Raw genomic sequence first — 15,091 nt, 5'->3', positions numbered from 1 at the left:
AGATGCGTAAGTATCTTATCTCCGCCGTCGCGGCGTCAGCCGTGATTGCGGGTACACAATCGCTACATGCCGACGAAGCGGCAGCCAAGCGCTGGATCGACGCAGAATTCCAGCCGTCTTCGCTGTCCAAAGACGAGCAGATGGGCGAAATGCAGTGGTTCATCTCCGCTGCTCAGCCCTACGCGGGCATGGAAATCAACGTGCTGTCGGAAGGCATTCCGACCCACGGTTATGAGGCCGAAGTTCTGACCAAGGCCTTTGAAGAAATCACTGGCATCAAGGTCAACCACCAGATCCTCGGCGAAGGTGAAGTGGTGCAGGCTGTGCAAACACAGATGCAGACCAAGCGGAACCTCTATGACGGCTACGTCAATGACTCCGACCTGATCGGCACGCACTCGCGACTGCAGCTGGCCTACAACCTGACTGACATGATGGCAGGTGAATGGGCGGGGACAACCTCTCCGACTCTTGATCTGGCTGACTTTATGGGCACCCAGTTCACCACAGGTCCGGATGGCGATCTGTATCAGCTGCCAGATCAGCAGTTCGCAAACCTCTACTGGTTCCGCAAAGACTGGTTTGACCGCGCCGACCTGCAAGACGCCTTCAAAGCCAAATACGGCTATGACCTTGGCGTGCCTGTAAACTGGTCCGCTTATGAAGACATCGCAGAGTTCTTCTCCAAAGACGTGAAGAACATCGACGGCGTCGATATCTACGGCCACATGGACTACGGCAAACGCGCCCCTGACCTTGGCTGGCGCATGACCGACGCATGGCTTTCCATGGCGGGTGCCGGCTCCAAAGGTGAACCTAACGGTGTTCCCATCGACGAATGGGGCATCCGCATGGAGGAAGGCTCTTGTAACCCGGCTGGCGCATCCGTCACCCGCGGTGGTGCCGCCAACGGTCCAGCAGCGGTCTACGCGATCCGCAAATGGGACGAATGGCTGCGCAACTACGCCCCTCCTGGTGCGGCGTCCTATGACTTCTATCAGTCGCTGCCTGCCCTGGCACAAGGCAACGTGGCCCAGCAGATCTTCTGGTACACCGCCTTTACCGCGGACATGGTGAAGCCTCAGTCTGAAGGCAACAACACCGTGGACGGCGACGGCAACCCACTGTGGCGTATGGCGCCTAGCCCGCACGGCCCCTATTGGGAAGAAGGCCAGAAGGTTGGCTATCAGGACGTTGGCTCCTGGACCTTCCTGAAGTCCACCCCATCGGAGCGCGCACAGGCCGCATGGCTCTACGCTCAGTTCGTGACCTCCAAAACGGTTGACGTGAAGAAATCCCATGTGGGTCTGACCTTCACCCGTGACAGCTCAGTGAACCATGAAAGCTTCACCGAGCGTGCCCCGAAACTGGGTGGTTTGGTGGAATTCTACCGCTCTCCTGATCGCGTGGCATGGTCCCCAACCGGCGTGAACGTGCCGGACTATCCGAAGCTGGCGCAAATCTGGTGGCAGCAGATCGGTGACGTGAACTCCGGTGCCTTTACACCGCAGGAAGCGATGGACCGTCTGGCCGAAGAAATGGACATCACCATGGCCCGTATGCAGCGTGCAGACGAAGCCCAGAATGTCTACGGCGGCTGCGGCCCACGTCTGAACGAAGAGAAAGACGCAGAGTGGTGGTTTGCCAACGGCGGTGCAAAGCCAAAGCTGGATAACGAAAAGCCACAGGGTGAGACCGTCAACTACGACGACCTCGTAGCCCGCTGGAGCTCTAACTAAAAGCTGTCCCGCAAATTTGGGGAGCGGACATTCGCTCCCCGAACAAGCGGCAACTTAAAGTTCCTCCAGACCATTCACTCCCCGTGAGATTGGTCGAACAGGCCGGGGCTTTCTGACAAAGCCCCGGCCAACCTGCCCACTTCCCTCACCAACAGGGCCCCTCCTCCACAGGGCGACACAAGGATCAATAGGTGCATCCATGGCACTGGAAATAAAGAATATTACAAAGGTCGTGCAGGGTGTTACACACATCAAACCCACGACCCTCACGTTGAGAAAAGGCCACTTCAACGTGCTGCTGGGCGAAACTGGCGCTGGCAAAACCTCTCTGATCAAGATGATGGCCGGGCTCGACCCGATCGCCTCCGGTCAGATACTCATGGAGGGCGAAGACGTCACCGCCCTCACCACACAAAAGCGCAAGATCAGCCTCGTGCACCAGTTCTTTGTGAACTACCCGCACATGACCGTGTTTGAGAACATCGCCTCACCACTGAAGGTCGCAGGCATGGCCAAATCCGAGATCAACGACCGCGTCGCAGAGGCCGCCGACATTCTGCAACTTGGCCCGATGCTGCAACGCCGTCCGCATGAGCTTTCCGGTGGCCAACAACAGCGCTGCGCCCTCGCCCGTGCCATCGCCAAGGAAAGCCGTGCGGTGTTCCTGGATGAGCCGCTGGCCAACCTCGACTACAAACTACGTGAAGAACTGCGCGAGCAGCTACCTGAATTGTTTGCTGGTCGTGGCGCTGTGGTGGTCTACGCCACCTCTGAGCCTGAAGAAGCTCTTCTGCTTGGCGGCGAAACCGCTCTGATGGTCGATGGCTCCGTGGCCCAGTTTGGCACCACCGCAAATATTTACCGCGCGCCAGATTCCCTGACAGCCGCCAGCGTATTTTCAGACCCACCCATCAACCACGCCCCCGTCACCAAACGCGGCGACGCGATGTTCTTGGGTGATCTCAGCTGGACCGCCTCCGGTGAAGCCGCAGGTCTCACCGATGGCGACTACGTCATGGCCGTGCGCCCGCACCACGTCTTGCCACACACCCACGACGGCGCAGACGTCTCGCTCACCGGTCGGATCGGTGTGACCGAACTCTCCGGCTCCGAAAGCTCCGCGCATTTTACGTTTGGCGGCAACAACTGGGTCAGCCTCGCCCACGGCACCCACCCGTATCAGATTGGCGAAGACCACGACTTCTTCCTCGATCCCACCACCTGTTTCTATTTCGCGCCCGACGGCGCCCGCGTCGGCTAAGGGGCATTAAAGAATGGCGAAAATCACTCTCAAAAACCTGCGGCACAGTTACTATCCCAATCCCAAGGGACCGGATGACTTTGCCCTCAAAGAAGTCGACCTGGATTGGCAAGATGGCGGCGCCTATGCTCTGCTTGGCCCGTCTGGCTGTGGCAAATCCACGCTTCTCAACATCATCTCTGGCCTGTTGGAGCCATCCGAAGGCCAGATCTTGTTTGACGGCCAAGACGTCACCAAACTGCCGCCGGATCAGCGCGACATCGCGCAGGTGTTCCAGTTCCCGGTGATCTACGACACCATGACCGTGCGCCAAAACCTTGCGTTCCCACTCAAAAACCGTGGCGTTGATCCCGCGATCATCGAAAAGCGCGTGGCCGAAATTGCCGAGATGCTCGAAGTCACCGACATTCTGGACCGCAAAGCGGCTGGCCTATCCCCGGACAACAAGCAAAAGATCTCCATGGGCCGGGGTCTGGTGCGGGACGACGTGAACGTCGTGATGTTTGACGAGCCACTGACCGTAATCGACCCCCACCTCAAGTGGAAGCTGCGCACCAAGCTCAAAGAGCTGCACCAACGCGTGTCCCACACAATGATCTACGTGACCCACGACCAGACCGAGGCGCTCACCTTTGCCGATCAGGTGGTGGTCATGCAGTTGGGCGAAGTGGTGCAGATCGGCACGCCCGAAGAGCTGTTTGAACGTCCCGCGCATACCTTTGTCGGCCACTTCATCGGCTCCCCAGGCATGAACGTCCTGCCCGCAACCATCAAAGACGGCCAAGCACTGTTTAACGGCACGCCCGTCGCATTGGAGGGCCCCATCCATCCAGACACCAAAGGCACGCTGGAAATCGGCATCCGCCCGGAGTTTGTCGCGCTTGGCGACACCGGCATCGCGGGCACGGTCACGCGCGTCTCCGACGTGGGCCGCCACGCGGTGGTGCAGGTCACAATTGCGGGCACAAAAATCTCCGCTGTGGTCAACGGCACCCCGCCCGCGAACGGCGACACCGTGCATTTGCAATTCACGCCTGATCAAACCCGGCTCTACGCCAACGGCTGGATTGCCTCCACGCCCGCGCAAAAGGAGAGCGCAGCATGAAAACCGAAAACCAAAAAGCCTGGTTCTTCGTAGCCCCGGTGCTGCTGCTTGTGGCCTTCAACGCCATCATCCCAATGATGACAGTGGTCAACTATTCGGTGCAGGAAACCTTCGGCGACAACCTGTTCTTCTGGGAAGGCCTCACCTGGTTCGAACAAATCCTACGGTCTGAACGCTTCCACGCCGCATTAGGACGCCAATTCTTCTTCACCTTCATGATCCTGATCATCGAGGTACCACTGGGCATCGCCATCGCGCTTGCCATGCCGCGCCAGGGCTTCTGGGTGCCGGTCTGCCTTGTGCTCATGGCCCTGCCGATGCTGATCCCGTGGAACGTGGTGGGCGCCATGTGGAACATCTTTGCCCTGCCAGACATTGGTCTCTTGGGTTACTTCCTGAACCACGTGCTTGGCATCAACTACGACATGACACAGGACCCTGTCGCAGCCTGGATCACCATCATTGGCATGGATGTCTGGCACTGGACATCGCTGGTGGTACTTCTGGCCTACGCCGGTCTCGTCTCAATCCCGGATGCCTACTATCAGGCGGCCAAGATTGACGGCGCCTCCAACTGGTCGGTGTTCCGCTACATCCAACTGCCCAAGATGAAAAACGTGCTGACCATCGCCATCCTTCTGCGCTTTATGGACAGCTTCAACATCTACACCGAGCCATTTGTGCTCACGGGCGGTGGCCCAGGCAACTCGACCACGCTTCTGTCCATCGATCTGGTGAAAATCGCTTTGGGTCAGTTTGACCTCGGCCCTGCCGCCGCGATGAGCCTCATCTACTTCGCAATCACCCTCTTTGTGTCCTGGCTGTTCTACACGCTGATGACCAAAGACGACCTGAACTAAGGAGAGCGATCATGCGTAAACGATCACTCGTTCCAATCCTCTATATCTTCTTCCTGATGCTGCCGATCTACTGGCTGGTGGCGATGAGCTTTAAAACCACCAACGAGATCCTCTCCGGGTTTTCACTCTTCCCCCAGACCTTCACGCTGGAGGCCTACATCACGATCTTCACCGATCCGACATGGTATTGGGGCTATATCAACTCGATCATCTATGTATCTCTGAACACGGTGATCTCCATCGCAGTGGCCTTGCCAGCAGCCTACGCCTTCAGCCGCTACCGCTTCTTGGGCGACAAGCAGTTGTTCTTCTGGCTGCTCACCAACCGCATGGCGCCTGCCGCCGTGTTTGCCCTGCCCTTCTTTCAACTCTACTCCGCTGTGGGCCTGTTTGACACGCACCTCGCCGTGGCGCTGGCACACTGCCTCTTCAACATCCCGCTCGCCGTGTGGATCTTGGAGGGCTTCATGGGCGGCGTGCCAAAGGAGTTGGATGAAACCGCCTATGTGGATGGCTATTCCTTCCCGCGCTTCTTCCTGACAATCTTCATCCCGACGATCAAAGCCGGTGTGGGCGTCGCCGCCTTCTTCTGTTTCATGTTTTCATGGGTGGAATTGCTTTTGGCCAAAACGCTCACAGCCGTGGCCGCCAAACCGATCGCCGCCACGATGACCAAAACCGCCTCCTCTGCGGGATATGAACTGGGCCTGCTGGCTGCGGCCGGCACGCTCACCATCATCCCCGGCGCCATCGTGATCTATTTTGTCCGCAACTACATCGCGAAGGGCTTCGCGATGGGGAGAGTTTGATATGCTAAGCTGGATGGCATGGACCTGGCCCACGGCCGCAATCTTCATCTGCCTGTTCTCCACAATTGGCCTGCTGATTGTGCTGGAGATCAAATACCCTGGCGGAGCCGAGCGCAAAGGTGTGCTTGGCCTCACCACCACCCGAGGCGACCGGCTGTTCCTCACCTGCCTGGGCGGCAGCTTCATCTTCCTCGCCTGGCTGGGTCTGATGGGCGAACCACTCTGGTGGCCTCTGGGTTTGGCGATTGGCTGGGGCACCTTCTGCTTCTGGAAGGTCTAACCCCAATAACTGAGAAGCGATCAAAAGGCAGCGCAAGACACAGCGCTGCCCTTTCTGTTTGGGCAAGAGCCACACCACCTGCTCCCAGTCGCACGCGCGGATGCCTCCGGCGGGGATATTTAGGGCAAGAAGAAGCAGAGGCGCAGTCTCTTCTGCTTCGAGAAATACCTCGGGAGAGGCGCCATCGGAGATTGGGGCAGCGCCCCAACTCTTAAGCGGCCGAAACCTTCCTTAACGCCGCCGCGTTCTCAAAACACGCACCACCGCAAAACAGCCGCAATACCGACGCTTTACCGACGTGGATTTCAAACGGTTAACGGCCCCGCCACAAAGCACTGTGACGGGGCTGCTTTCTAAGTTTCTGACAATTTTACCAGCTGCGCTGCGCCAGCGTGTTGAGTTCATTCAGACGGTCCAGATTGGCCACCGTGCTGAGCATGATCCGCTCATGGCTCCAATCCTCCGGCTCGGTCAAAGACACCGCCCCAAGCAGCACCACACCGGCCATCAACACCGACATGCCCGCGCCCAAAACCAAGGCTTCCTTCGCCGGATCATCCTGATCTCGCGCAATCTCCACGATACGATCTTTCAGCATCGACCGACGTGACAGGAATGGAATCTTGCGGCCCACCAAAGGCACACCAAAAGCCGTCGGCTGCGCCTTGGCCTGCGTTTGAGAATACCGCGCAATTTCCAACAGCCGAAGCGCATAACCATGCGCATCAAAGCCCTTACGTGCCAGATAAGCTCGGTCACAGGCCAGTTCACCCAACTTACGCAAGCGGCTGGAAAGGAACCAAAAACCCGGATTGAGCACCGCCAATGGAGAGATCAACGACAGCAGAACTTCCGCATCCACATCGCCTTGACGTATGTGCTGCATCTCATGACCCAGTGCCATCTCTACCCCTGCGCCATCGCGAAACAAAGACGTCGGCAACACCACGTAGTAGCGCAGCAACCCACGAGTCGAAAACGGCACGTTCACAGCAGGCGACACCACCACAGACACCCATTTGGTATGTTGTACCACACGCCCGGCTTCAATGGCCCGACGAATGCGTCCAATATTGATGGCTAAGTAGACGCCACGCACGACAAAGCCGATAGCAAACGCCGCAATCAACACCTGCGCAACAATTGAACCGCCAGTGGACATCTGCGCCAACCACTGCGTTTTTAACGCCAACAGCGCCGACATCTCTTGTGCGGACAACGCAATATTCCCGCTAAGCACCTGAGAAACAACCACATCTGTCGCATTCACAGAAGCCGCATAAGACGTTGTCATCAGATACGGCGTGACCAACGGCACCAAGGCCAAACAGGCTATGGCTGCCATGCCCAAACGTCGTCGCGTATGGAAGCTTCGCCGTCCTCCAGACAGCACAAAAAGGCCCTCAAAACAGGCAAAAACACATGCGGCCAACAGGATCAAAAGCTGAACCCAGATCGCCCCCCCTACGATTTGATCAACCGTCATCCTTTCTGATCCTTGTGTCGATGATCTCTTTGATTTCCTGGATCATTTCGTCCGTCAGGTCCTCATTATCCACCAGTCGCGCCACCAGCGCTGTCGGGGTTCCTCCAAACAAGGTTTTAGACAGATTTTTCAGGCTGCGACCTTCATAGTCGCGCTTCTGGACGGCAGGGGTATAAACCAACGCCCGGTCCTTACGGTCCGAGGTCACAAATCCCTTGTCGTCGAGAATTTTCATCACGGTTGCGACAGATGTATAAGCGCGCTGCTGGTCATCCTGAAGCGCCCCCATAATATCGCGCACAGACCCTGTGCCGATCTCCCAAAGGGCAATCATAAATTCCAGCTCAACATCCGTGAGCATCTCACTGCGTCGACGTGCCAACGTGGCCACTCCGTGTTTGATTACTAGAGAATTAGTAATGCATCGAGGCGTTCGGGGGAAGACATTTCTACACAGAGCGACAAAGGGCCTTGCACGCTTGTTTTAAACTTCGTTCAACCTCTTTGGCTAATTAGAAAAAAACAACAGTTCAGAGGTCCAGAATGGGCGCACCCAATGTTCAACGTAGGCTGGCCCTGCCAGGCGACTGGAAAAATCTGGCGAAATGCGCACTGCCCGTTCCCGATATCGCAATATACTGGATCATTTCCCCAAAAATCCGCGCGCAAAATCTGCGCTCTCTGTGCTGGAAAGCAAACACCCAAATCTGAGTCATCCGCCCAAAGACCTGCAGCAACAGATACTTGCGCTGTTTCAAAACAGCCAATTTACAAAGTTTTCGCAGATCCTTTCTGTCGCCGTGGCCGAATTCCCCACCTCCGCTTTTCTCTGGAACTTGAAGGGCATGACCTCCAAAGCGCTCGGTGATGTGACAACGGCTGAGACCGCGTTTCGCAACGTAATCAACCTGGCGCCAAAGAGCGCGGATGGCTATTGCAATCTCGGCGCTTTGTTGCGCGGTGCTGGCCGGTTAGAACAAGCGCTGAGAACCTACCTGCAAGGCCAGGACGCTGCCCCCGAAAGCCCTGTACATTGGTAGAACCTCGGCAATGTCCTTGGGGACTTGGATCGCGTCACAGAGGCAGACGCAGCTTACCAACGCTGTTTGACGCTCAATCCAGACACCTTGGACACTGCCTGGAGCCTTTTGGAGCTTTATGAAAAGCGCAACAGGCTCACAGATTTGGAAGCCCGTCTGGGAGTTGTCGCAACCCGCGCCCCTATCGCCACCGACGCCATCGCACATTTCACAACCATGCTGCACTTTCGAAACAAAAAATACGTTGCTGCGCAAGAGGCGGCGCGAGCTGTCGACGTGACGAAACTGGACCCCGACAAGCTAACGTCCCATCTCTGGCTCCTCGCCGCAATTGCGGACAAACTTGGCGACACAAAAGAAGCTTTCACGCGGTTCACCGCCATGAACGAGGCGGCAGCCAAAGCCCCCCCCTGCAATTGTCGCTGATGTACCGGCCTATCTGGCTCGGCAGCGGGACAAGGCCAACACGCCATTAGCATCAAAAACACCTGATCTAGTGCAGGCACCAGACACCCGAACACCCACGTTTCTAGTTGGCTTCCCGCGTTCTGGCACAACCCTGCTGGACACCTGCTTGCGCGGTCATTCTGAAATTGCCGTGATGGAAGAGATCGAAATTGTCGCGGAATTGGCAAAGGACTTTCCGGAGCTGTTGGAATGGTCGCCAGCAAACAACTTGTGCAACACGCAACGTCGCGCCTTACAGGCAGCCTATTGGCGCGTCGCCGACCGGTATCTGGACGCAAAGGGACCCGGTGTTGTCATCGACAAAATGCCGCTCAATCTTTTGGACGTTCATCTACTGCACAACATCTTCCCGTCCACCAAGCGTGTCCTCGCGCTACGCCATCCGATGGACTGCGTGCTGAGCTGCTTTATGCAAAACTTCAAACTCAACCTCCCCATGGCAACCATGCTGTCGACTCAAACCGCGGCGGGACTGTATGATGCGGGTATGCAGAAATTTGACCAAGCTGCCTTCACGTATGGCCTTCAGGTGCACGCCCACAAATACGAGGCGTTGATTGACGCACAAATCGACAGTTTGCGCAGCCTTCTGTCGTTCCTGAAGCTCCCGTGGAACAGCGCCGTACTTGACAATGTTGGCCAAGCCACGGCGCGCGGACGGATCAACACGCCGAGTTACGCCCAGGTCAGCCAACCGCTCTATTCTACATCCAAAGAACGCTGGCGCCGCTACCAGACAGAGCTTGCCCCATGTAAAGAAACCTTACGCCCGTGGATCGAACGGTATGACTACGAAACCCGGAACACACCGGAACACGTTGATATCGAGTGACAAATCAACAATTCATACTGCTAATGGGAGTGTCATGGTGCGGGTGAAGGGACTTGAACCCCCACGCCTCGCGGCGCCAGAACCTAAATCTGGTGCGTCTACCAATTCCGCCACACCCGCACGATGGGCGCGTCTTAGCAAAGCTTTTTGTGGGATGCGAGCGGAAAGTGGTCAGAAACAAAAATTCCAGCAAAACAATTCAGCAACTCAGCAGTCGGCACCACTGAACATCATCCATTTAGGTGAATGGCCTGCACCTCCTGCCGCCGTGCCAAGGGGCGGGCCAAGGTCCCACTGTTTCCGCGCGCAAGCTCGGGAAACAACGCCACCAGTTCGGCGCGGCTTTCATCCGGCAAACCTTGCAAAGCCCCCGGCCCCGCAAACAGGCTTTCCGTAAAAAGACCCTCACTGTCCAAAATCTCATGTTGGTCAAATTGCAGATGAATATAGGTCAAAGGCCCGTCGGGGTGCACCACACGCACACCACTGTCATTCACCAGATGCACCGCCGCAGCCAATACTTGAGGCTCGCCACAAAACAGTTCTGCACGCCAGCCCTCCAATAGAATGCGATGCTGTGGAGATACCGTCAGCGTGCGGCGCGGCCGCCCAGCCCCAAAGGCGTTTTTTTGTATCTGCACCGGCTGGAAACTTGGGTTTGCGGCAAGTTGGGCCGCTGACAGCGTGACACTCCCAATCCAACGCACGGGTTGAAACCCGTGATCCAGCGTCTTGACCAGATCCCCCACTTGAATGGTCTCCACCGGCACCTGCCCGCCGCGCATGCGGATCAGTGTTCCCGGCGTAAAGCAAGGCGGGGCGGCAATATTTGACTGATCCACCGCGGAACCACCCGTCGGCCCTTCCTGAGCGGAAATCACCGTCAGCGGCACACCAACCGGCGGAAATTCATCGACAAAGGCCAGCCCCTCCACCGTTCCATAAGCTGGCGAAGAGTTGTTAAAGTTCACCGACAGGACGCGGTAGGTTTGCCCCGTGCTGGGGTCCAGCAGGACAAACTCATACTCCGCTTCGATCCGTGTTCGATTGCCATAGGTGGTGCCGTCAAAGGTCTGGGATCCAGCCAGCCGTTGATTGCCGTCATTGTCGTCAAAATTGGTATCGCTGCCACGGTCCCGTACAGAGATCTGCTCCCAGGCATTTGAATTGAGTGTGATGGTTTCCCCCACAAGGTGACTGCCGTCCCCCTGTGTGATCCCGTCCAACGAGACGCCACCAGATACCGAGACGTGGGATTCCCCCAACGCCCAAAATGAATAATTCGCCATGGAACAGACCTGCCAGACCTGTGTTTTGTTTATTGAGATCAGGCTACGTCAAATTTGAAGAAAAGACCAGCAAACCGCCCCAAGTTACCGCCGCGCGTTGTCCAAAGAACGCAGCACCTGCGGAAGCATCTCCGGCAAGTCCTCGGCAATCAATCCCGGCCCAAAGGCGCGCGCGCATTCCACGTGTAACCACGCGGCCGCCTCCGCAGCCCATTGCGGTGCAAGCCCGCGGGCCAAGAGTCCTGTGATAAACCCCGCCAAAACATCCCCAGAACCCGCTGTCGCCAACCAAGGCGCCGCGCGCTCATAGACCGCCGCATTCACGGCACATTGCCCGCTTGGCGAAGCAATCACAGTATCCGGCCCCTTAAACAATACGACGCACCCTGCCCGCGCGGCAGCATCTCGAGTCGCGTCCACTTTGGAAAAAGCCGGGCCTTTGGTCGGTGGTTCCGCCAGCTTGGCCGCAATGTCCGGAAACAGCCGGGCAAACTCGCCGCCATGCGGCGTCAGCACAACTTTCTCATGCAAAAGATCAAAAAGTTCTGTTGGAGCATCTGCATAGGCGCTCAATGCGTCCGCATCCAACACCACTGCGCGTTTGGCGGTCAGCGCCACCGGGACCAAATCCCGCGCCCTTTCCAGCCCCATGCCCGGCCCCAAGCACAGCGCGTTTATGCGTTCATCCTGCAAGACATCCGCAAGTGCCTGAACATCCGCCATCCGCTGCAACATCAAAGCTGAAATCTGACAGGATACCTCTTGTTGTGCACTCGGCGGCACGCCCAGCGTGACAAGCCCCGCGCCGATGCGCAGCGCCCCCCGCGCTGCCAACCGCGCCGCACCGGTTTTCCCGGAGCCGCCAGTGAGGATGAGCGCGTGGCCGTGGAAGAATTTGTGATTGCCCCGATATTTTTGCAAAAGTTGCAACGCCACCCCACCAAAAGGTCGCGGATCCTCTGAGCAGCTCTGCTGTTCAACAAGCCGCAGAAATGCAGGCCGCATCGCACGTCTAGAGGATTTAGGGCCGTGCGCAAACGCTACATCACAGGGGGCTCCATTGTACTGAAGGCGCTGCCTAGAGATACCAATATCTTTGACAATAACCTTGCCACATAGGTCTGGACCATGGGCCAAAAAATGGCCCGGCTTTGGGCTATCAAAACACACAGTCAGTGCAGATCGGCGATCATGAAAATCGTGTAGGCGGTCAGGCGTGTCAATTCGAACCTTCACTTCATCGGGAAGCCTCGCATGCACCTCGTCGGGCCAAATTTCGATGGGTCCTTGATGCAGCACGCGGCCACTATCTAAACAAAGACCTGACGGCCCATCAATACTGACCATTCGATCTTGGTAGTGATCTCCATCCCCCCCACACAGATGCCGGACCACACGAAACACCTCCCCCTCAAGGCCTCGCTTCAATCCAGTCCCAAATAAGGCATCGACATAGATATCGGCAAAGAAACCTTGCCGTGGATTCTTTTCAGTTAACGGACTGACCGCCCCCAATTCACACCACCGCTCATAATTCACCCGTGCATCAGGCGGCAGTTTCTCGGCATCTCCATAGAGAAACACCTCCACAGCCCAGCCCCGCTGATGCAAAAGCCGCGCCACAACAAAACCGTCGCCGCCATTGTTCCCAGGCCCACACAGCACGACAGCCCGCATTCTCATTCCAGAAATATCCCGGGGGTCGGGGGGCTGGCCCCCAGCCTCTTTATCCCGAGCACCAAGCTCCGGCCACTCCTCAAAAATGGCTTCCACCACGCCCTGCCCGGCCCGCTCCATCAACTCCAGGCCGGTGACTTCGCCCGACTCAATTGCGGCCTGCTCGATGGCGCGCATTTGGGCTGCGGTTAACAATTCGCTCATTTGTGAAACATCCTGCGATTCAATTCAGCGCAGTTTAGCGCCACTTTGCCTAATTTTTAATCACACCCCTAAAATCCGCTCATCCAGAGAGCCCTGCGTCACCCTATCCAATTGTGACCCAGCAATGAAAGTGGTCTGTCGGATTTCAAGAACGCACCTGAGGAGGAGCCTCCACATGAAAAAGATCGAAGCCATCATCAAGCCGTTCAAACTTGATGAAGTCAAAGAAGCCCTGCAGGACTTTGGTATCCAGGGTCTAAGCGTTGTTGAAGTCAAAGGTTTTGGCCGTCAAAAAGGCCACACCGAACTTTACCGTGGCGCGGAATACGTTGTGGACTTCCTGCCCAAAGTGAAAATCGAAGTTGTGCTGGAAGCTGATCAGGTTGACGGCGCGATTGAGGCCATCGTGGGCGCTGCTAAAACCGACAAGATCGGTGACGGCAAGATCTTTGTCTCCCCCGTGGAGCAAGCCATCCGCATCCGTACCGGTGAATCCGGCCCGGACGCACTGTAATTTCACCCAGAATTCAAAGCAATCAGAAGGACCAAGGGAATGAGCGTAGACGCAGTTCTCCAGCTGATCAAAGACGAAGATGCCTCATATGTGGACATCCGTTTCACCGACACACGTGGCAAGCTGCAGCACGTGACAGTGGATGTGGATCTTGTTGACGAAGACTTCCTCGAAGAAGGCTTCATGTTTGACGGCTCCTCCATCGAAGGCTGGAAATCCATCGAAAACTCCGACATGAAACTGATCGCAGACACAACCTCTGCCTACGTTGATCCGTTCTATGCCGAAAAGACCATCTGTCTGCACTGCTCCATCGTTGAGCCAGACACCGGCGAAGCCTATGAGCGTGACCCACGCGGCACCGCCGAAAAGGCCGAAGCTTACCTGAAGTCCTCCGGCATCGGTGATGTGGCTTACATGGGTCCAGAAGCAGAATTCTTCCTGTTTGATGATGTTCGTTTCGAGAACAAAATCAACAAGGTATCCTACGAAGTTGACGCGATCGACGGTTCCTGGAACACCGACACCGAATACGAAATGGGCAACATGGGTCACCGTCCTGGCATCAAAGGCGGCTACTTCCCGGTCAACCCAACCGACGACAGCCATGACCTGCGCTCCGAGATGCTCTCCACCATGAAGCGTCTGGGCATGAAAACTGACAAGCACCACCACGAAGTGGCCTCCTGTCAGCACGAGCTGGGCCTGATCTTTGACAGCCTGACCAAACAGGCCGACGAGCTGCAGAAGTATAAGTACGTGATCCACAACGTGGCCGCGTCTTACGGCAAATCCGCCACCTTCATGCCAAAGCCGATCTACGGCGACAACGGCACCGGCATGCACGTGAACATGTCCATCTGGAAAGACGGCAAGCCGCTTTTTGCTGGCGACAAGTATGCCGATCTGTCCGACGAAGCTCTGTACTTCATTGGCGGCATCCTGAAGCACGCAAAAACCCTGAACGCCTTCACCAACCCATCGACCAACTCCTACAAGCGTCTGATCCCGGGTTTTGAAGCACCAGTTCTGCGCGCCTACTCCGCACGCAACCGCTCCGGCTGTGTTCGTATTCCTTGGACCGAAAGCCCGAAAGCCAAGCGCGTCGAGGCCCGTTTCCCGGATCCATCCGCGAACCCATACCTCTGCTTCGCAGCTCTGCTGATGGCTGGCCTTGACGGCATCAAGAACAAGATCGATCCAGGCGAAGCCATGGACAAGAACCTCTACGATCTGCCTGCTGAAGAACTGGCTGGCATCCCAACCGTATGTGGCTCCCTGCGCGAAGCTCTGGAAAGCCTGGAAGCGGATCACGACTTCCTGCTGGCTGGCGACGTGTTCACCAAAGACCAGATCGAAGGCTACATTGAGCTGAAGATGGGCGAAGTTGAGCACTACGAGCACACCCCACACCCAGTTGAATTTGGCATGTACTACAGCTGCTAAATCCGGGTCGGATTACACATAAAAGGGCGCTCCTCGGAGCGCCTTTTTTTGTTCAAGCCTGCATGTTGGTGCATGTACATT

The 15,091-nt window shown here is 56.8% G+C and carries 14 protein-coding genes, 1 tRNA gene and 1 pseudogene; 11 read left to right on the top strand and 5 right to left on the bottom strand.

Features of this window, described 5'->3' with window-relative positions:
• Positions 1-2: 2 nt before the first annotated feature.
• The 6 genes from JXR15_RS10380 to JXR15_RS10355 all read left to right on the top strand — a co-directional run bounded on the left by JXR15_RS10380 (position 3) and on the right by JXR15_RS10355 (position 6,054).
• Positions 3-1,739 (top strand): extracellular solute-binding protein, encoded by a 1,737-nt coding sequence (locus tag JXR15_RS10380; protein ID WP_422053156.1) that lies wholly within the window; start codon positions 3-5, stop codon positions 1,737-1,739.
• Between the two features lie 199 nt (positions 1,740-1,938).
• Positions 1,939-3,000, top strand: a complete 1,062-nt coding sequence (locus JXR15_RS10375; RefSeq protein ID WP_422053155.1) for an ABC transporter ATP-binding protein — start codon at positions 1,939-1,941, stop codon at positions 2,998-3,000.
• Between the two features lie 13 nt (positions 3,001-3,013).
• Positions 3,014-4,105, top strand: a complete 1,092-nt coding sequence (locus JXR15_RS10370; RefSeq protein ID WP_422053154.1) for an ABC transporter ATP-binding protein — start codon at positions 3,014-3,016, stop codon at positions 4,103-4,105.
• Positions 4,102-4,965, top strand: coding sequence for a carbohydrate ABC transporter permease (locus tag JXR15_RS10365; protein ID WP_164642126.1), 864 nt, complete (start codon positions 4,102-4,104; stop codon positions 4,963-4,965). Before JXR15_RS10370 ends, JXR15_RS10365 begins: the two co-directional genes overlap by 4 nt.
• Positions 4,966-4,976: 11 nt before the next feature.
• Positions 4,977-5,774 (top strand): carbohydrate ABC transporter permease, encoded by a 798-nt coding sequence (locus JXR15_RS10360; RefSeq protein ID WP_164642124.1) that lies wholly within the window; start codon positions 4,977-4,979, stop codon positions 5,772-5,774.
• A 1-nt stretch (position 5,775) separates the two neighbouring features.
• Positions 5,776-6,054 (top strand): DUF2160 domain-containing protein, encoded by a 279-nt coding sequence (locus JXR15_RS10355; RefSeq protein WP_422053153.1) that lies wholly within the window; start codon positions 5,776-5,778, stop codon positions 6,052-6,054.
• 370 nt (positions 6,055-6,424) lie between these two features.
• On the opposite strand, the gene JXR15_RS10350 is transcribed toward JXR15_RS10355, so the two are convergent.
• Both JXR15_RS10350 and JXR15_RS10345 read right to left on the bottom strand, forming a co-directional pair.
• Entirely contained in the window at positions 6,425-7,540 is a 1,116-nt protein-coding gene (locus JXR15_RS10350; protein WP_422053152.1) for a M56 family metallopeptidase, read from the bottom strand.
• On the bottom strand, positions 7,530-7,931 hold the full coding sequence (locus tag JXR15_RS10345; RefSeq protein ID WP_422053151.1) for a BlaI/MecI/CopY family transcriptional regulator: 402 nt from the start codon (positions 7,929-7,931) through the stop codon (positions 7,530-7,532). Before JXR15_RS10345 ends, JXR15_RS10350 begins: the two co-directional genes overlap by 11 nt.
• Before the next feature lie 214 nt (positions 7,932-8,145).
• Here JXR15_RS10345 and JXR15_RS10340 point away from each other — a divergent pair, with 214 nt between their 5' ends.
• From JXR15_RS10340 to JXR15_RS10330, 3 genes and pseudogenes are all read left to right on the top strand, one after another.
• Positions 8,146-8,580 (top strand): tetratricopeptide repeat protein, encoded by a 435-nt coding sequence (locus JXR15_RS10340; protein ID WP_422053150.1) that lies wholly within the window; start codon positions 8,146-8,148, stop codon positions 8,578-8,580.
• A gap of 12 nt (positions 8,581-8,592) precedes the next feature.
• Positions 8,593-9,006: pseudogene (locus tag JXR15_RS10335) on the top strand (hypothetical protein); the annotation flags it as partial.
• Between the two features lie 70 nt (positions 9,007-9,076).
• Positions 9,077-9,880 (top strand): sulfotransferase family protein, encoded by an 804-nt coding sequence (locus tag JXR15_RS10330; RefSeq protein WP_422053149.1) that lies wholly within the window; start codon positions 9,077-9,079, stop codon positions 9,878-9,880.
• Between the two features lie 35 nt (positions 9,881-9,915).
• Here the strand turns inward: JXR15_RS10330 and JXR15_RS10325 are convergent.
• The 3 genes from JXR15_RS10325 to JXR15_RS10315 all read right to left on the bottom strand — a co-directional run bounded on the left by JXR15_RS10325 (position 9,916) and on the right by JXR15_RS10315 (position 13,050).
• Positions 9,916-10,000: transfer RNA gene (locus tag JXR15_RS10325), tRNA-Leu, on the bottom strand.
• A 110-nt stretch (positions 10,001-10,110) separates the two neighbouring features.
• Positions 10,111-11,169 carry a Hint domain-containing protein gene (locus JXR15_RS10320; protein ID WP_422053148.1) on the bottom strand — a complete coding sequence of 353 codons (1,059 nt, stop codon included), beginning with the start codon at positions 11,167-11,169 and terminating at the stop codon, positions 10,111-10,113.
• Positions 11,170-11,253: 84 nt separating this feature from the next.
• Positions 11,254-13,050, bottom strand: coding sequence for an NAD(P)H-hydrate dehydratase (locus JXR15_RS10315; protein WP_422053147.1), 1,797 nt, complete (start codon positions 13,048-13,050; stop codon positions 11,254-11,256).
• A 175-nt stretch (positions 13,051-13,225) separates the two neighbouring features.
• On the opposite strand from JXR15_RS10315, the gene JXR15_RS10310 reads away from it, so the two are divergent.
• Entirely contained in the window at positions 13,226-13,564 is a 339-nt protein-coding gene (locus tag JXR15_RS10310) for a P-II family nitrogen regulator (protein WP_164642114.1), read from the top strand.
• Between the two features lie 39 nt (positions 13,565-13,603).
• A complete protein-coding gene (gene glnA, locus JXR15_RS10305; protein ID WP_422053146.1) occupies positions 13,604-15,010 on the top strand; it encodes a type I glutamate--ammonia ligase in 1,407 nt (468 codons plus the stop codon).
• The last annotated feature ends 81 nt before the right edge of the window (positions 15,011-15,091 follow it).

This window comes from Shimia sp., from assembly GCF_049116215.1.
Taxonomy (GTDB): domain Bacteria; phylum Pseudomonadota; class Alphaproteobacteria; order Rhodobacterales; family Rhodobacteraceae; genus Shimia.
This window is presented reverse-complemented; position numbering and strand designations above follow the sequence as displayed.